The organism is Kitasatospora sp. NPDC127116 (assembly GCF_042677365.1).
Classification (GTDB): domain Bacteria; phylum Actinomycetota; class Actinomycetes; order Streptomycetales; family Streptomycetaceae; genus Kitasatospora; species Kitasatospora lactacystinica.
On record NZ_JBHXTL010000071.1, the window covers coordinates 34,602 to 51,967 of the forward strand.

At 73.8% G+C, this 17,366-nt stretch carries 15 protein-coding genes; 10 read left to right on the forward strand and 5 right to left on the reverse strand.

Features of this window, described 5'->3' with window-relative positions:
• Window positions 1–93 precede the first annotated feature (93 nt).
• Window positions 94–1,236 carry a thiamine pyrophosphate-dependent dehydrogenase E1 component subunit alpha gene (locus ACFVHV_RS26255; protein WP_380353950.1) on the reverse strand — a complete coding sequence of 381 codons (1,143 nt, stop codon included), beginning with the start codon at window positions 1,234–1,236 and terminating at the stop codon, window positions 94–96.
• Window positions 1,237–1,400: 164 nt separating this feature from the next.
• Here ACFVHV_RS26255 and ACFVHV_RS26260 point away from each other — a divergent pair, with 164 nt between their 5' ends.
• Window positions 1,401–1,847 (forward strand): Lrp/AsnC family transcriptional regulator, encoded by a 447-nt coding sequence (locus tag ACFVHV_RS26260; protein ID WP_359905204.1) that lies wholly within the window; start codon window positions 1,401–1,403, stop codon window positions 1,845–1,847.
• Between the two features lie 64 nt (window positions 1,848–1,911).
• On the opposite strand, the gene ACFVHV_RS26265 is transcribed toward ACFVHV_RS26260, so the two are convergent.
• Complete coding sequence (locus tag ACFVHV_RS26265) at window positions 1,912–2,496, reverse strand: TetR/AcrR family transcriptional regulator (protein ID WP_359905207.1); 585 nt, start codon at window positions 2,494–2,496, stop codon at window positions 1,912–1,914.
• A gap of 159 nt (window positions 2,497–2,655) precedes the next feature.
• Here ACFVHV_RS26265 and ACFVHV_RS26270 point away from each other — a divergent pair, with 159 nt between their 5' ends.
• From ACFVHV_RS26270 to ACFVHV_RS26280, 3 genes are all read left to right on the forward strand, one after another.
• Window positions 2,656–3,894, forward strand: coding sequence for a hypothetical protein (locus ACFVHV_RS26270; protein ID WP_359905210.1), 1,239 nt, complete (start codon window positions 2,656–2,658; stop codon window positions 3,892–3,894).
• 160 nt (window positions 3,895–4,054) lie between these two features.
• Entirely contained in the window at window positions 4,055–5,755 is a 1,701-nt protein-coding gene (gene paaN, locus ACFVHV_RS26275; RefSeq protein WP_380353954.1) for a phenylacetic acid degradation protein PaaN, read from the forward strand.
• Between the two features lie 145 nt (window positions 5,756–5,900).
• Complete coding sequence (locus tag ACFVHV_RS26280) at window positions 5,901–7,391, forward strand: FAD-dependent monooxygenase (protein ID WP_380353956.1); 1,491 nt, start codon at window positions 5,901–5,903, stop codon at window positions 7,389–7,391.
• Window positions 7,392–7,496: 105 nt separating this feature from the next.
• Here the strand turns inward: ACFVHV_RS26280 and ACFVHV_RS26285 are convergent, their stop codons facing one another.
• Entirely contained in the window at window positions 7,497–8,063 is a 567-nt protein-coding gene (locus ACFVHV_RS26285; RefSeq protein ID WP_359905219.1) for a CGNR zinc finger domain-containing protein, read from the reverse strand.
• Between the two features lie 256 nt (window positions 8,064–8,319).
• On the opposite strand from ACFVHV_RS26285, the gene ACFVHV_RS26290 reads away from it, so the two are divergent.
• The 5 genes from ACFVHV_RS26290 (at window position 8,320) to ACFVHV_RS26310 (ending at window position 14,892) form a co-directional block, all read left to right on the forward strand.
• Complete coding sequence (locus tag ACFVHV_RS26290; RefSeq protein WP_380353960.1) at window positions 8,320–10,476, forward strand: protease pro-enzyme activation domain-containing protein; 2,157 nt, start codon at window positions 8,320–8,322, stop codon at window positions 10,474–10,476.
• 300 nt (window positions 10,477–10,776) lie between these two features.
• Window positions 10,777–11,784, forward strand: a complete 1,008-nt coding sequence (locus tag ACFVHV_RS26295; protein WP_359905225.1) for an XRE family transcriptional regulator — start codon at window positions 10,777–10,779, stop codon at window positions 11,782–11,784.
• Between the two features lie 195 nt (window positions 11,785–11,979).
• Window positions 11,980–12,450, forward strand: a complete 471-nt coding sequence (locus tag ACFVHV_RS26300) for a VOC family protein (protein WP_359905227.1) — start codon at window positions 11,980–11,982, stop codon at window positions 12,448–12,450.
• Between the two features lie 32 nt (window positions 12,451–12,482).
• Window positions 12,483–13,391 carry a pyridoxamine 5'-phosphate oxidase family protein gene (locus tag ACFVHV_RS26305; RefSeq protein WP_380353963.1) on the forward strand — a complete coding sequence of 303 codons (909 nt, stop codon included), beginning with the start codon at window positions 12,483–12,485 and terminating at the stop codon, window positions 13,389–13,391.
• 157 nt (window positions 13,392–13,548) lie between these two features.
• A complete protein-coding gene (locus ACFVHV_RS26310) occupies window positions 13,549–14,892 on the forward strand; it encodes a peptidoglycan-binding protein (protein ID WP_380353966.1) in 1,344 nt (447 codons plus the stop codon).
• A gap of 40 nt (window positions 14,893–14,932) precedes the next feature.
• Here the strand turns inward: ACFVHV_RS26310 and ACFVHV_RS26315 are convergent, their stop codons facing one another.
• A complete protein-coding gene (locus ACFVHV_RS26315) occupies window positions 14,933–15,685 on the reverse strand; it encodes an RNA methyltransferase (RefSeq protein WP_359905236.1) in 753 nt (250 codons plus the stop codon).
• A gap of 5 nt (window positions 15,686–15,690) precedes the next feature.
• Window positions 15,691–16,338, reverse strand: a complete 648-nt coding sequence (locus ACFVHV_RS26320) for a helix-turn-helix domain-containing protein (RefSeq protein WP_359905239.1) — start codon at window positions 16,336–16,338, stop codon at window positions 15,691–15,693.
• A gap of 100 nt (window positions 16,339–16,438) precedes the next feature.
• Here ACFVHV_RS26320 and ACFVHV_RS26325 point away from each other — a divergent pair, with 100 nt between their 5' ends.
• Window positions 16,439–17,089 (forward strand): hypothetical protein, encoded by a 651-nt coding sequence (locus ACFVHV_RS26325; protein ID WP_380353968.1) that lies wholly within the window; start codon window positions 16,439–16,441, stop codon window positions 17,087–17,089.
• Window positions 17,090–17,366 lie beyond the last annotated feature (277 nt).

Sequence of the window (17,366 nt, forward strand, 5' to 3'; positions counted from 1 at the left end):
GGGCGTCGGAGGGGCGCCGCGATGGGGGTCCCCCCGGCCGGAGGCTGGGGGAGGCCCCGCCGAGGGTGGGCGCGGGCGACGGGTGGGAGGTGCTCACCGGTCCGCCACCTCCGCCTCGGCGGCCAGCTCTTCGGCCAACTGGGCTTCCTGCTCCCGTAGTTGTGGGGTCGGTTCGGCGTAGACGTGGGCGAACAGCGCCATCGGGTCCAGGGCCGGGTCGGCGTGGAACTCGGCCCGCATCCGGGCCGCCAGCGCCTCGGCCTCGTCGGCCGCCTCCCGCACCAGCCGGTCGTCCAGCACGCCGAGCCCGCGCAGCGCGCGCTCCATCAGCAGGATCGGGTCGTGCTCGCGCCAGGCGGCCACCTCGGGCTCGGTGCGGTAGCGGGTGGCGTCGTCGGCGTTGGTGTGGGCGTCGATCCGGTAGGTCAGCGCCTCGACCAGGGTCGGGCCGCCGCCGGCCCGGGCCCGCTCGACCGCCTCGGTCAGCACCGAGTGCACGGCGGGCGCGTCGTTGCCGTCCACCAGCCGGCCCGCCATGCCGTAGCCGACGGCCTTGTGGGCCAGGCTCGGTGCGGCGGACTGGGCGCTGAGCGGGACGGAGATCGCGTAGCCGTTGTTCTGCACCAGGAAGACCACCGGGGCGCCGAGCACGGCCGCGAAGTTCAGCGCCTCGTGGAAGTCGCCCTCGCTGGTGCCGCCGTCGCCGAGCATCGCCAGCGCGACCACCGGCTCGCCGCGCAGCCGGGCGGCGTGCGCCAGCCCGACGGCGTGCGGGGCCTGGGTGGCGAGCGGCGTGCAGAGCGGGGCGGTGCGGCTGGCCCGCGGGTCGTAGCCGGTGTGGGCGTTGCCGCGCAGCAGGGTCAGCGCCTCCAGCGGGTCGACGCCCCGGGAGACCACCGCGAGGGTGTCGCGGTAGCTGGGGAAGAGCCAGTCGTGCTCGCCGAGCACCAGCGCGGCGGCGACCTGGCAGGCCTCCTGGCCGGTGGACGCCGGGTAGACGGCGAGCCGGCCCTGCTTGGTCAGGGTGGTGGCCTGCTGGTTGTAGCGGCGGCCGACGACCAGCCGGCGGTAGAGCTCGCGCAGCAGGGCCGGGTCGTACTTCTCCAGGGCCGGGGTGCCGAGCGCCCGGACGGGGGACGGGTCCGGGAGGAGGGGCGCCGGGTCGGTGCGCGGAGCGGTGGCCCCGGGCAGCCAGCCGGGCACGCTCGTGTGGTGTCTGTGGTCGAGAACGGTCATCTCGGGGCACCTCCAGGGGTGGCGGGGGCTCCCTACCGATTGTTCGGTCGTCTGTTCATCTTGACCAGAAGCGTGACAAGGTGGTGGACATTCGGCCTGTTCGGCGGTCGACTGGTGGCAGTGTGTCCAATCGGTGGGGGTGGGGGGTCATGTCTGCTGAACAGATGTCCAGACTCGATCAGGTCGACCGGTCGATCCTTCGGCTGCTGCAGCAGGACGGTCGCGCCTCCATCCGCTCGGTGGCCGAGCGGGTGCACGTGTCCCGGGCCAACGCGTACGCCCGGATCTCCAGAATGGTCGAGGACGGCATCATCCGCGGCTTCACTGCCAGGGTGGACCACGAACGGGCAGGTCAGACCGCGTCCGCGTACGTCACCCTGAAAATCGTCCAGAACTCCTGGCGGACGGTGCGCGAACGGCTGCTGGAGCTGCCCGGGGTGGCGCACATCGCGCTGGTCGGCGGGGACTTCGACGTCCTGCTGCTGGTGCACACCGCCGACAACCAGGCCCTGCGGGAGCTGGTGCTGGGCAGCATCCAGTCCATTCCCCAGGTGCTCGGCACCCGGACCATGCTGGTCTTCGAGGAGACCGACCAGGTGCCGCCGATCTGACCGGCCGGGCCGCCGGTCTCACCGACCGGCCCACCGGTCGGCCCGCCGCGGCGGGCCGGGCCGGTCAGCGCGCCCGCAGCCCGTCGAAGGCCAGGTGGACCACCGCGTCCGCGACCCCGTCGGCGGCCTTGAGCCCCGGCCGGTACCACTCCACGATCGAGTTGATCATCCCGAACAGCAGCCGGGTGGCCAGCCTCGGCTCCACGTCCGCGCGCAGCGCGCCGTCCGCGACCGCCGCCCGCAGCAGCTCGGCCACCTGGTGGTCGAAGTCCCGCCGGCGCTCCAGCGCCCACTGCTCGGTGGCCGTGTTGCCGCGCACCCGCAGCAGCAGCGTCACGTACGGCAGTTCCTCCAGCAGCACCTCGGCGGTGCGCCGCACCACGTGCTCCAGCCGCTCCACCGCCGGGCCCCGGACCGCGGCCGGCTCGACCAGGATCGCGAACAGCCCGTCCAGCGCCCGCCCGACCGCCAGCCGCAGCAGTTCCTCCTTGCCGCGCACGTGGTGGTAGATGGAGGACTTGGAGATCCCCGCCGCCCGGGACAGGTCCTCCATGGAAGTGCCGTCGTAGCCGCGCTCGTTGAACACGTCGACGGTCACCGCGAGCAGTGACTCCACGGTGTAGGCGGTGCGCGTGGTGTGATCGGCCATCCTCCGAGTATCCCCGGCCGCCCCCCGCGTTACGCGATCGGGTCCGACTGGTCCACACCAGCCCGGAAAGGCAGGCCCTAGAATCTCCGGACGATCCGTCCACGTCCAGAGCACTGGGGTCCACGGCTGATGAACGCAATACCGGCAGTCGCCTCCGACATGCCAGAGCAGCGCAGCGAGGAGCCGGCGGACACCGGGCGCACCTGGCAGGAACGCGGCCGCCGGCTGGTGGTCCGCTACGGACCGGCCGTGTGGTGCTACGCGGTGCTGAAGCTGATCGGCTTCACCGTCTTCATGAAGCTGCTCTCCTTCGCCGGCGACTACGCCAAGAAGCCGGCCCGGTTCGGCGGCGGCGCCAACCCCTGGGACGTGCTGGCCACCTGGGACGGCTGGTGGTACCAGCAGGTGGCGCAGTTCGGCTACCATCCGGCGCTCGTACCGATCCCCAACGGTCCGATCGGCTACACCATCGAGCAGAACTCGGCCGCCTTCTTCCCGCTCTACCCGGGCCTGATGCGGATGGTCTCGGAGACCACCGGCCTCGGCCTGTACGGCGCCGGGATGCTCGTCTCGGTGGTGTCCTCGCTGTTCGCCGCGGCCGGCATCTACGCCGTCGTGGAGAAGCTCACCTCGGACGCGCGCTCGGGCGTGATCGCGGCCGGCATCTGGGCGATCGTCCCGGGGTCGGGAGCCGAGTGGGCCGTCTACTCGGACTCGCTGTTCGTCGCGCTGGCCGCCTGGGCCTGCTACTGCGTGATGACCAAGCAGTGGATCGCCGCCGGGGTGATCACCCTGGTCGCCGGGCTCAACCGGCCCACCTCCGCGGCCCTGATCGGTGCCGTCGGCCTGGCCGCGATCGTCGAGCTGTACCGCCGGGAGAGCGGCGTCCTGCGCCCGCTGACCGCGATGGTGCTGGCCCCGGTCGGCCTGCTCGGCTACGTCGGCTGGGTGGGCTGGCGGACGGGCGAGTGGGGCGGCTACTTCCGGATCCAGCAGGACGCCTGGATGCACTACTTCGACTGGGGCCAGGGCACCTGGCACGCGATCCGCGGGGTGATGCTGGGCCGCAGCGACTACCCCTACGGCTTCCCGGTGCCGGACCTCCTCGCCACCCTGATCGTGTTCAGCCTGCCGGTGCTGATCGTGCTGCTGGTCCGGCTGCGCCCGCCGCTGGTGCTGACCGCCTACACGCTGGCCACGATCGTCTCGGTGCTCGGCAGCCTCGGCATCTTCGGCAACGTCTCGCGCTACCTGATGCCCGTGTTCCCGCTGTTCATCGCGCTGGCGGTGGCGATGCGCAAGCTGAGCCTGCCGGTGCTGGCCACCGTCCTGGGGACCGGCGCGGTCGCCTCCGGCTGGTACGCCGGGTACGTCCTCTTCGAGCTCGGCGTGCCGTAGACCCGGACCACCCGAGCCCACGGGGGCGCGTCCGCCATGGACGCGCCCCCTGTGCGTTCCCGCCGGATTCCCCCGCTGCACCCCCTTGAGCCGACCGATCGTTCGGTTACTCTGTGACGTGTCCCGTCCTGCTTTTCGAGGCCCTCCGAGGAGCGCACAGATGTCCGCAGCGGTCACCCACCCCCTCGTCAGCGAGCTGGTCGAGCGCCACCAGGCCACCCTGGACGCCGCGCTCACCGCCGCCACCGAGCGCGACTACTGGTCGCCCTACCCCGAGTTCCCGAAGGCCTACGGCGAGAGCGGCCCGGCGGACGGCAAGGCCGCCTTCGACGCCCTGCTCGGCAAGCCCTTCGCCCTCGACGGCCACCCCACCGACGGCGACCAGGTCGGCGGCGAGGCCTCCCCGTACGGCGTCGAGCTGGGCATCACCTACCCGCACGCCGCCCCGGACGCGCTGATCGCCGCGCTCACCGCCGCCCGCCCCGGCTGGGCCGCCGCGACCCCGCTGGAGCGCGCCGCCGTCTGCCTGGAGATCCTGCACCGGATCAACGCCCGCTCCCACGAGTTCGCCCAGGCCGTCATGCACACCACCGGCCAGGCCTACGGCATGGCCTTCCAGGCCGGCGGCCCGCACGCCCAGGACCGCGGCCTGGAGGCCGTCGCCTACGCCTACGCCGAGCAGACCCGGCTGCCCCGGCAGGCCGGCTGGACCAAGCCGCAGGGCAAGCGCGACCCGCTGGTGATGACCAAGGAGTTCACCGTCGTCCCGCGCGGCCTCGCGCTGCTGATCGGCTGCAACACCTTCCCCACCTGGAACGGCTACCCGGGCCTGTTCGCCTCGCTGGCCACCGGCAACCCGGTGCTGGTCAAGCCGCACCCGCGGGCCGTGCTGCCGCTCGCGCTGACCGTGCGGATCGCCCGCGAGGTGCTCGCCGAGGCCGGCTTCGACGCCGATCTGGTCTGCCTGGCCGCCGAGCACGAGGGCGGCACCGTCGCCCAGGCGCTCGCCGTCCACCCGGCGATCAAGCTGATCGACTACACCGGCTCCACCGCCTTCGGCGAGTGGCTGGAGGAGCACGCCAAGCAGGCGCAGGTGTACACCGAGAAGGCCGGCGTCAACGCGGTGGTGATCGACTCCACCGACGACTACAAGGGCATGCTGGGCAACCTGGCCTTCGCGCTCTCGCTCTACAGCGGCCAGATGTGCACCACCCCGCAGAACGTGCTGATCCCGCGCGGCGGCATCGCCACCGACCAGGGCGACAAGTCCTACGACCAGGTGGTCTCCGACCTGGCCGGCGCCATCGAGGGCCTGCTGTCCGACGACGCCCGCGCCGCGGCGATCCTCGGCGCCGTGGTCAACCCCGGGGTGCTCCAGCGCTCGGCCGCCGCGGCCGGCGGCGAGTACGGCGAACTCGCCCTCGCCCCGCGCGCGGTGACCTCGCCGGACTTCCCCGGCGCGACCGTCCGCACCCCCGCGCTGGTCAAGCTGGACGCCGACAAGCCGGACGACCGCGCGGTCTTCCGCAGCGAGTGCTTCGGCCCGGTCTCCTTCGCCGTCGCCGTCGAATCCACCGCCGCCGCCGTCGAGTTGCTGCGCACCACGGTCCGCGAGAAGGGCGCCATGACCGCCTCCGGCTACACCACCTCGCCCGCGGTGGAGGCGCTGCTGGTCGAGGCCGCGCTGGACTCCGGCGTCTCGCTCTCGCTCAACCTCACCGGCGGGGTCTACCCCAACCAGACCGCAGCCTTCTCCGACCTGCACGGCACCGGCGCCAACCCGGCCGCCAACGCGGCCTACTGCGACGGCGCGTTCGTCGCCAACCGGTTCCGCACGGTGGAGATCCGCCGGCACGCCTGAGCCGTCCGACCCGTACCCGGATCCCGGCGGTCACCCACCGCCGGGACCCGGCGGTTCACAGCCCCGACGGCGCCCGCGATGATGGAGGCTGGGAGAACGCCGGGAACGGCGTCCGACCGCCCTCCGAGGAACGGGAGCTGAATACATGGCCGTGAAGCCGACGACCGAAACCGACGTCCTGATCGTCGGTGCCGGACCGACCGGACTGCTGCTGGCCGGCGACCTCGCCGCCGCCGGGGTCGGCGTCACGGTGCTGGAGAAGCGGGCCACCGAGTCCAACCTCACCCGGGCCTTCGCCGTGCACGCCCGCAGCCTGGAGCTGCTGGACGCCCGGGGCCTGGCCGAGGAGCTGATCGCCACCGGCCGTCCGCTCGCCGAACTGAGGATGTTCGACCGCTTCGGCGTCGACCTCGGCTCGCTGCCCACCCGCTTCCCGTTCGTCCTGATCACCCCGCAGTACAACGTCGAGCGGGTGCTGCTGGAGCGCGCGGAGCACGCCGGCGCGACCGTGCTGCGCGGCGCCGAGGTCACCGGGCTGCACCAGGACGCCGAGGGCGTGACGCTGGAGACCCGGGACGGGCACAGCCACCGCGCCGCGTACGCGGTCGCCACCGACGGCGTCCACTCCACCGTCCGCGACCTGCTGGGCATCCCGTTCCCCGGGGAGTCCGTGGTCGACTCCGTGGTGCTGGCCGACGTCCGGCTGGACCGCGAGCCCGCCCAGGCGATCACCGTCGGCGCCAACCAGGCCGGCTTCGCCTTCATCGCCCCGTTCGGCGACGGCTGGTTCCGGATCATCGCCTGGGACCGCGAGGAGCGGTACCCGGACGGCACCACCCCCACCACCGAGCAGCTCACCGACCTCACCCGGGCCATCCTCGGCGAGGACCACGGCCTGCACGAGGTGCGCTGGAGCTCCACCTTCCACAGCGACGAGCGACAGGCCCCCAACTACCGCTCCGGCCGGGTCTTCCTGGCCGGCGACGCCGCGCACTGCCACTCCCCGGCCGGCGGCCAGGGCATGAACACCGGCCTCCAGGACGCCGCCAACCTGTCCTGGAAGCTCGCCGCCGCGCTCCGGGGCCACGCCACCGACGCCCTGCTGGACACCTACCAGACCGAGCGGCACCCGGTCGGCCGGACGGTGCTGCGCACCTCCGGCGCGCTGATCCGGCTGGCGCTCGCCGAGTCCGCCCCCACCCGCGCCCTGCGCGGGGCGCTGACCGCGCTGGGCGGCCACCTCGACCCGGTCACCGAGCGCGGCGCCAGGCTGGTCTCCGGCATCGGCATCTCCTACCCCGCCCCCAAGGACGCCCACCCGCAGGTCGGCAAGCGCGTCCCGGACCTGCGGCTGACCGCCCTGAGCAAGCCCGTCGAGGGCGCCCCCGCCGCCCCGGAGCGGCTCTACGAGGCGCTGCGCGCCGGGAAGTTCGTCCTGGTCAGCAATGACGAGCTGGCCGCCGCCGAGCCCTGGACCGACCGCGTGGTCTGCGCCGCCCCCGCCGACCCGCACGGCAAGCTGCGCGACACCGTCCTGCTGATCCGCCCGGACGGCTACGTCGCCTGGGGCGCCGTCGACCCCGGCCAGGGCGAGCTCCGCACCGCCCTCACCGACTGGCTGGGCACCCCGGCCTGACCGTCCCGCGGGCGGGCGCGCGCCGAGTCGCGCGTCCGCCCGCACTGCTCCGGCCCGCCCGCCGACCCGCCGGTCAGCCCGTCAGTCCGTCAGCCCGCAGGCCCGTCAGCCCCGGGCCTTCACATAGTGCCGCGCCGCCTTCGCCCGGTTCCCGCACACCGCCATCCGGCACCACCGCCGGCGGCCGTTCTGCGAGGCGTCGAAGAAGTGCAGGATGCACGCCTCGTGCGCGCACTGCCTGATCCGGTGGGCCCCCTCGCCGAGCAGCGCGAGGAAGCCGTCCGCCGCCAGCCAGGGCGCCAGCCACTGCGGCCCGTCGGCCTCGATCCGGTCCTCGGCCCCGCCCGGTGCCGCCGTGCGCCGGATCCGTCCGCGCGCCAGCACCGCGTCCAGTCCGTCCCGCGCCGCGGCGCCCAACTCGCCTTGCTCGCGGGCGTCCCGGGCGGCCGACAGGATCGCCTCGCGGGTCTGCCGGATCGCCGCCAGGCCCGCCTCGTCGGCCGCGCAGCGTCCGCCCAGCCCGGCGGAGGAGAGCCAGATCGCGTACCCCTCGACGTCGGTGAGCAGGTCGTTGACGGGCGTTCCGGCCCAGCGGGTGTTGAGCAGGTCGAGCGCGAGCGGCTCGCCGATCAGCGGTCGCGGGTCCCTCGGGTCGGGCTGCGCATCGGTCATGGCTCTCCCTCGGCTCGGTCCGATTCTACGTCCGCCCCCCTCGGCCGAACCGGGTCGGACCGGCCCCGGAATCCCGTCCATTCACTGTATGGAACCGCCGAGTTTCCCACCCTCCACAGTTGACTGTTTTTTAGCAACGAATTGCCCGGCCATGAGCCAATTCGCACACGGGTTCTGTCATGTTCGAGCCAGCGTTCTCGACCCCCTGAACGCCTGGCCCCTTGCCGGCCCCCACAGCCGGCCAGAGGAGGATCCGTTGCGTCCCCGCTCCCTTGCCCTCGCCGCGGCGATAGCCGTGCTGCCGCTGACCGCCGTCTCGCTCGGTGTCTCCACCGCGCAGGCCGCCACGCCCAACGCCACCCCGCGCGTCGCCCTGCCGAACACCGTGAACCCCGCGGTGGCCCACTCGGAGAAGAAGGGTGACGTTCCGGCCGCGCAGCAGATCGCGGTGTCCGTCAGCCTGAAGCTGCGCGACAGCGACGCCCTGGACCGCTTCCTCACCGCCGTCGCCACCCCGGGCACCCCGGAGTACGGCCACTACCTGACGCCGGAGCAGTTCACCGCGCGGTTCGGCCCGACCCAGGCCGCCGTCGACCAGGTCAGGACGTACCTGGCCCAGCAGGGCCTGACCGTCGGCGAGGTGAGCGCCAACCGCCAGGTGGTCAACGCCCACGGCACCGCCGCCCAGGTCTCCCAGGCCTTCGGCACCCACGAGAGCTCGTACCTGGACCCGCAGCTGCAGCGCGCCTTCTTCGCCAACGACGCCGCGGCCTCGATCCCCTCCGACCTGGCCGCCGTGGTCCAGGGCATCAGCGGCCTGGACAACCACGCGGTGCGCAAGAACCGCATCGCCACGCCGAACGCGGTCACCCCGAACGCGGCGACCGCCACCCCGAGCGGCATGGCCCCGGCCCAGTACACCGGCGCGTACAACCTCAACAGGACCGGCGCGGACGGCACCGGCACCACGGTCGCGCTGTGGGAGTTCGACGGCTACAGCAAGACCAACCTGACCACCTACGACTCCCAGTACGGCCTGTCCGGCCCGGCCGTCTCCACCGTCTCGGTGGACGGCGCCAACTACGACTCCGCCCCCGGCCAGGGCCAGGGCGAGGTCGAGCTGGACAGCGAGATCGTCCGCGGCGCGGCGCCCAAGGCCACCCAGCTGGTCTACGAGGCGCCCAACAGCGACCAGGGCGAGATCGACATGGCCAACAAGATCGTGACCGACAACAAGGTCTCGGTGGTCTCGATCTCCTGGGGCTCCTGCGAGCCGGACACCACCGCCGCCTCGATGACCGCGGTCGACAACGCCTTCAAGCAGGCCGCCGCCCAGGGCATCTCGATCTTCTCCGCCTCCGGCGACGACGGCTCCCGCGACTGCACCCGCTCCACCAGCGGCTCCTCCGTCAAGGCGGTCGACTTCCCGGCCTCCAGCCCGCACCAGACCGGCGTCGGCGGCACCAACCTCAAGGTCTCCAGCGGCAACGCCTACTCCTCGGAGAGCGCCTGGAGCACCGCCGGCGGCGGCGTCTCCACCGTGTTCGCCAAGCCGAGCTGGCAGACCGGCACCGGTGTCAGCGGCACCATGCGCACCGTCCCGGACGTCTCCTCCAACGCCGACCCGGCCAGCGGCTTCGCGATCTACACCGCCGGCGGCTGGCAGGTCTACGGCGGCACCAGCGCCGCCGCGCCGCTCTGGTCCGGCTACGCGGCCCAGTTCAACCAGAAGGCCAAGACCGCCGGGCAGCCGGTCCTGGGCGAGGCGAGCCCGCGGCTGTACTCGGTCGCGAACAGCAGCGCCTACGGCAGCACCTTCCACGACGTGACCACCGGCGCCAACCAGGACTTCTCCGCGAAGGCCGGCTACGACCAGGTCACCGGCTGGGGCTCCCCGGTCGCCGACGCGCTGACCACCGCCCTGCTCGGCGGCGGCACCACCCCGCCGTCCGGCGGCTGCACCGCCGCCCAGCTCGTCACCAACGGCGGCTTCGAGACCGGCACCGCCTCCCCGTGGACCACCTCCAGCGGCGTGGTCGACAACAGCTCCTCCCAGGCGGCCCACTCGGGCAGCTGGAAGGCCTGGATGAACGGCTACGGCTCGGCCCACACCGACACCATGTCGCAGACCGTCTCGATCCCGGCCGGCTGCGCCTCCGCCAAGCTGACCTTCTGGCTGCACATCGACACCGCGGAGACCGGCACCACCGCGTACGACAAGCTGACCGTCCAGGCCAACAGCACCACGCTGGCGACCTACTCCAACGCGAACGCCGCCGCGGGCTACGTCCAGCGCACCCTGGACCTGACCTCCTTCGCCGGCCAGACCGTGACCATCAAGTTCACCGGCACCGAGGACTCGTCGCAGCAGACCAGCTTCGTGATCGACGACGTCGCGCTGAACGTGAGCTGATCACCGACCGGTAGCACCACCGAACCCCCGCCGGGGCGGAGCCGTCATGGCCCGCCCCGGCGGTGTCCGTCCGGGCCCGCCCACGGCGGTGTGCGGGCCCAGGTCGGCGGCTCGTGTTTCCGGACTGTTTCAAGATCGCTAACCCTTCGGTCCACCTGCCGTGACCACTGTCATACGCACGACTGATGACGTAGCCTCTCGACCGTGCATAGGGTTCCCCAAAGCTCGGTGAAGCCGCTGGCGGCGCGCCCCGGCGCCGGCCCGGTCCCGCCGAACTCACCTGGTGGGGAGGGTCACCGCATGGCCGCACAGCAACCACAGGACGCCGCGCGACTGCGGCTGGTCGGGTCGCACACGGAGCGCCCCGGACCGGCTCCCGCCGGCGCCCCCGCACCAACGCCCGGCCGGCTCGCCCCGGTCGGCGGCTTCGCGGACACCCTGCACCTGGCCATCGAGGCCAGCGGCCTCAGCCTGGACCGCATCCGCGCCGCCCTCGCCGGACGGGGTGTCAGGGTCAGTGTCACGACCCTGAGTTACTGGCGGCGCGGCCGCAGCCAGCCCGAACGGGCCAGCTCGCTGCGCGCCGTCCACCTGCTGGAGGAACTGCTCGGCCTGCCGCACAGCGCGCTCTCCTCCCTGCTCGGCCCGCCGCGCCCGCGCGGCCGCTGGGCCGCCGCGGCCAACACCTGCCACCTCGGACTGGAGGACGTCTGGCCGGGCGAGCAGGAGATCGCCAACATCTTCGCCGAGCTGAACGCCCCGCCGGCCGGCGAGCTGGAGCGGCTGAGCATCCACGACTCCTACTACGTGGACGCCGAGCGGCGCGGCAACCTGCTGCGGATGCGCCAGGTGGTGCGCGCCACGGTCGGCGGCGTCGGCCGCTGCCTGGTGGTGCACATGGCCGACGAGGAGGCGGCCGGCTGTCCGGAGATCACCTCGGTGCGGCACGGCCGGCTGGGCCGGGTGCGCCGCCGCCCCGAGGCCGGGCTGATCGTCGCCGAGCTGATGCTGGACCGCCCGCTCGGCCTCGGCGACAGCACGGTCTTCGAGTACGAGGTGGAGATCCCGCCCGGCGGCCCGACCATGGAGTACAGCCGCCGCTTCGCCAGCCCGGTGCGCGAGTACGTGCTCCAGGTGCACTTCGACCCGGCGGCCGTCCCCGCGCACTGCGAGCGCTACGACCGCGAGCCCGGCGCCGACGTCGACCACCGCCGCGAACAGCTGTGGATCGGTGCCTCGGCGAGCGCCCACGTCCTGGCCCCGGACCAGCAGCCGGGCCACATCGGCATCCGCTGGGAGTGGGCCTAGCCAGGGGCCGGGCCTCCCTCCCTCCGAGCCCCGTCGGGACCGTCAGGCCCGGCGGGGCTTTCGCGTGCCCACCGCAAAACCTAACCGTTCCACCGCCGTTCACTGGTTGACGCTGCATCACCTAACTCCTACTCTCATGAGTACCGGTTAGGCAGCAGCCTCGCCGGACCCCGAAGCCTCCGGGAGTGACCAGGCATGTCCGCCACCACCCAGCTCCGCACCCTGCAGACCGGCCACGTGGGACTGAACGTCACCGACCTGGCCCGCTCGCTCGACTTCTACCGCGCCGTGTTCGGCCTGGAGGTCACCGCCGAAGGCACCGACCCCGAACGCCGCTACGCCCTGCTCGGCCGCGACGGCCGCCTGGTGGTGACGCTCTGGCAGCAGAGCGCGGGCACCTTCGCCACCACCGGCCCCGGCCTGCACCACCTCTCCTTCGAGGTCGAGAGCCTCGACGAGGTCCGCGCCACCGAACGGCTGCTGCGCGGGCTCGGCGCGGAGTTCGCCTACGACGGCGTCGTCCCGCACAGCGAGGGCTCGTCCTCCGGCGGCATCTTCTTCACCGACCCGGACGGCATCCGGCTGGAGGTCTACACCCGCACCGGCGTGGACGGCACCGAGGCCGAAGCCCCCACCGCCGATGCCCCGACCTGCGGCTTCTTCTAGAACGCGCCCCGACCACCGCCAGGGAGCCGACCATGACCACCAGCACGCCGTACCACCCCGGCGAGCGGACCGTCCAGGCCCGGGCCGACCGGACCGGACGGGCCGACCACGCCGGCCGGTCGATCCGCCGCACCGTCCCGACGGTCGCCGCCCGCTTCCTGACCGAGCGCCGGATGCTGGTCGTCGGCGCCGCCGACCGGGACGGCCGGGTCTGGGCCACCCAGCTGGCCGGCCCGGCCGGCTTCCTCTCCGCCCCGGACGAACACACCCTGGCCGTCGCCGCCCTCCCGGCCGGGGCCGACCCGCTGGCCGGGGCCCTGGACCGCCCGGCCCGGGTCGGCACCATCGCACTGGACCCGGCCGGCCGGCGCCGGATGCGGCTCAACGGGCGTTCCGTCCCGGACGGCCGGGGCGGGCTGCTGGTGCACGCCGAGGAGGTGGTCGCCAACTGCCCGAAGTACATCCAGCGCCGCACCCCGACGGACCGCCCGGCCGCCGGCCCGCCCCGCACGGTCGCCACCGGTCCGGCGCTGACCACCGCGCAGCGCCTGGCGGCGGCCACCGCGGACACCTTCTTCATCGCCAGCACCGGCCCGGACGGCAGCGTGGACGCCTCCCACCGCGGCGGCCTCCCCGGCTTCCTGCGACCGGTGGCACCGGACCGGCTGCGCTGGCCGGAGTACCCGGGCAACAGCATGTTCCTGACGCTCGGGAACCTGGAGCTGGACCCGCGCGCCGGCCTGCTGCTGCCCGACTGGGAGACCGGCGGGGCGCTGCTGGTGACCGGCGAGGCCCGCGCCGACTGGTCCGAGGAGGCCCGGCAGGGCGTCCCGGGCGCCGAACGGATGGTCGAACTGACCGTCACCGGCGTCGTCGAACTGGCCGACGCCACCCCGCTGACCTGGAGCGACCCCGAGTACTCGGCCGCCATCCCGCGCTGACCGCGCCTCACCTCCCCTGGGCCCTCCCGCCGATCGACGCAACGCCCGGGAGCCGAACGGGTCTCACCCGTTCGGCCTAACCCACCGTGACTCATCCCGCCCGCTTTGGGACTTTGGTCCGGATAACACGCGGAATAGTCCGGGAAAGAGGCGGAGCATGACCCTGACCGACCCCCTGTCCCCGCTCATCGAGTTCGACGACGTCGAACCGGCGGAGGACTGCATATGCGGGGGCTGCAACGCCCGCCGACGCGCACGGCTGCACGCCGCGCCGGTCCACGAGGGCGGCCACGCCGCCGCCCGCAGCGTCCGCCGCCGGGCCGCCGTCCTGATGGCCGCCGTGGGCACCGCGATAGGCGGCGGAACGGCCGCCGCCGGCTCCGCCACCGCGGCCCCCGCGCCCGGCCCCACCCCGGGCGGCAGCAGCAGCGCCCGGTCACAGACCCCCCAGGGCGAGGTCAGCGGCCTCTACGGCCAGGCCCCCGGCGCCCGCGCCTTCGCCGCCCCGCGCACCGCCGCGGCGCCGCTCACCCGGGCCCAGATCATCCAGCGCGCCCAGACCTGGGTCGACCAGGGCGTGCCGTACAGCATGAGCCGCTACTGGTCGGACGGCTACCGCCAGGACTGCTCCGGCTTCGTCTCGATGGCCTGGGGCCTGGGCAGCAGTCAGACCACCTGGACACTGCCCGACTTCGCCGAGCGGATCGGCAAGAACGACCTCCAGCCCGGCGACGTCCTCATCTACAACAACCCGGCCAACCCCCAGGCCGGCTCGCACGTGACGATCTTCGGCGGCTGGACCGACTCCTCCCGCACCAAGTACGTCGCCTACGAGCAGACCGGCCCCGCCACCAAGAAGCGCTCCACCCCGTACGCGTACTGGAACAACTCCGGCGGCTACGTCCCGTACCGCTACACCGGCCTGTCCGCCGGCGGCAACGGCGGCGGCGGCACCTCCTCGACCGCCTTCCCCGGCACCGCCAAGTTCGGCCCCGGCGCCAACAACGCGTACGTCACCGAGCTCGGCCAACTGCTGGTGCGGCGCGGCGGCGCCGCGTTCTACTCCGAGGGCCCCGGCCCGCGCTGGGGCGAGGCCGACCGCAGGGCCACCCAGGCCTTCCAGCAGGCCCAGGGCTGGCGCGGCAACGAGGCCGACGGCATCCCCGGCAAGGACACCTGGGACTACCTGGTCAACGGCAAGGGCCGCGACATCGGCGGCGGGAGCGGCACCCCGCTGCCGCCCCCGCCGCCCACCACCGGCGGCTCGGCCTTCCCCGGTGCGCGGTACTTCGGCCCCGGCCAGAACAACGACCACGTCCGTCTGCTCGGCGAACAGCTGGTCCGCAAGGGCTTCGGCGGCTCGTACGGCGTCGGCCCCGGCCCGCGCTGGACGGAGAGCGACCGCCGCGCCGTCCAGGCCTTCCAGCAGGCCCAGGGCTGGCGCGGCGGCGAGGCCGACGGCTACCCGGGCCCCGACACCTGGCGCCGGCTCTTCTCCTGACGGCCCCGCCGGGGCGCGGTGCCCGCCCGGGCACCGCGCCTCAGCGCCGCCCCGACATCCAGTGGAAGAGGCCCATCCCGACGCTGGTCGCCAGGTTGAAGCTGGACACCCCCGGCTGCATCGGCACCGCCACCAGGTGGTCGGCGCGCGCCTTGAGCTCCTCCGACACGCCGTGCCGCTCGGTGCCGAAGACCAGCAGCGCCTCGTCGGGGAACGGCACGTCCCGGATGTCCGCCCCCTCCGGATCCAGCACGTACAGGGGCCCGTCCGGCAGTTGCTCCGGATCCAGGCGCTCGACCGCGGTCGCGAAGTGCAGTCCCGCGCTGCCCCGCAGCACGTTCGGGTGCCACGGATCCAGGTCCCCGGTGGTCACCACCCCGGTGGCACCGAACCCCGCCGCCAGCCGGATCACCGCCCCGACGTTCCCCAGGTTGCGCGGATTCTCCAGCACCACCACCGGCGCCGCCCGCGGCCGACGGGCCAGCACCGCCCGGTTCGCCCGCGCACCGGGCCGCACCGCCGAAGCGGCCACCCCGGTCGGGTGCAACCGCGGCACCAGCCCCCGCAGCACGGCCTCCGGCACCTCCACCGCGAGCCCCTCCAGTGCCGGCACCACATCCGGCGCCAGCTCACCCGCCAACAGCAGCAGAGCCGCCCGGTCGGCGGTCAGCACCCGCCGCACCTCGCCGCCGAACCGCAGCGCGTGCTTCAGCGCGTGGAACCCGTCCAGCAGCACCGCCCCCGGCTCCCGCTCGCCCGCCCGCCAGGCCCGCACCAGCTCGTCCTCGTCCATGGCGGTCACTCTGTCACCCGCCCCGGAACCGGCTCACCGGGCCGCCCGGCCGCGGCGATCACCTCGTCGAAGCCCAACGCCCGCCCCGGCGGTCCGTCCGGTTCGCCGGCCAACCCGGCCAGCGCGAGGTCCAGGTGCCGGTGGACCAGGGAGCCGTCCGCGTCCAGCGCCGCCAGCGCCCCCGGCAGCGGACGGGACACCCGGACGCAGAGCAGCACCAGGTCCCCCATCCCCACGCCGGGGCGCAGCCGCCCGGCCTCCCGCGCGGCCCGCAGCAGCCCCTCGACCGCCACGACGGTGCCCCGGCGAACCGCCACCAGCTCCTCGTCCACCACCAGGTGCTCCAACAGCACCACGATCGCCGCCCCCATCCGCAGATCGGCGGCGGCGTGCACGAAGCGGCGCAGCGCCAGGTACGGATCCGGCTCGGCCGCCCGCGCCTGCTCGGCGGCCTCGGTGAGCCGGGCCAGCAGGTCGGTGACCAGCTCGCGGACCAGCGCCTCCCGGTCGGGGAACCGCCGGTAGAGCGTGCCCGGGCCGACCCCGGCCCGCCGCACCACCGCGTCCAACGGGGCGTCCGGGCCCCGCTCCAGGAACACCTCGCAGGCGGCGTCCAGGATCCTGCGCCGGCTGCGCTCCGCGTCGGCCCTCATCCACAACTCCCTAACCGGAGAAAATCTCTCCCCCTATGCTAGCGTCACCAGAAGCGGAGAAAATTCTTCCGCCTTCTCGCCCTCTTCAAGGAGCGACGCCATGCAGCCCGGCCTCACCATCCGCACCGAGATCGACGGCACCTCCCACCCCCGGGAGGCCGTCCTCGCCTGGGAACTCGACCGCGCCCGCGCCGCCCTGCGCCTGCTCAAGCAGCGCCTCGGCGACGACCGGACGCGCGAACTGCTCACCCCCGACACCACCGCCGCCGACACCGCCCTGGCCGGCTGGGCCCGGGCCTCCGCCGGCCGCCGGCGCACCGCCGTCACCGAACTCACCGCCACCGGCATCGACGCCGACGCCTTCCTCACCTGGTGGCAGGCCCGCCTGCAGGACGGCGACCGCGCCGCCCTGCTCGCCGCCAACCCCGAGCACTACCTCGCCGACTCCACCGGCGAGCAGGTCGAGATCATCGAAACCATCGGCACCGGCCCGGCCCGCTTCTTCCTCCACTTCCACCACGACCTCCCCGGCGACGACACCTTCCCGGTCCGCATCGGCGGCACCGGCACCCTCGCCGACGGCACCGAGGTCCTCCACGTCCTCCACGAATTCGCCGACACCCCCGACGGCCTGCGCATCCGCCTCACCGTCCAGTTCCCGGAAGCCGCCCCCGACCTCCTCCCCACCGGCCACCAGTGGCACTTCGCCTGCGAGTTCACCAACTGGCTCCAAGCCGCCCACGCCGCCTGACCCCAACACCCCACCCCACCGAGAGGAGCACCCCCACCCCCCACCGCGAAAGGTGTCCCCCCACCCCCACCGAGAGGAGCACCCCCACCCCCCACCGCGAAAGGTGTCCCCCACCCCCACCGAGAGGAGCACCCCCACACCGCGATCGGGCCCCTCCCTCCCCCGCGAGAGGGACGCGCTGCGGAAGGGGGCGGCGCAGGGGGTGGGTGCGGAGAGGGGCGTGACGGGTGATTTTCAGACTGCCAACGGTCTCCACGCCCCACCCCTCGGAGTGGGC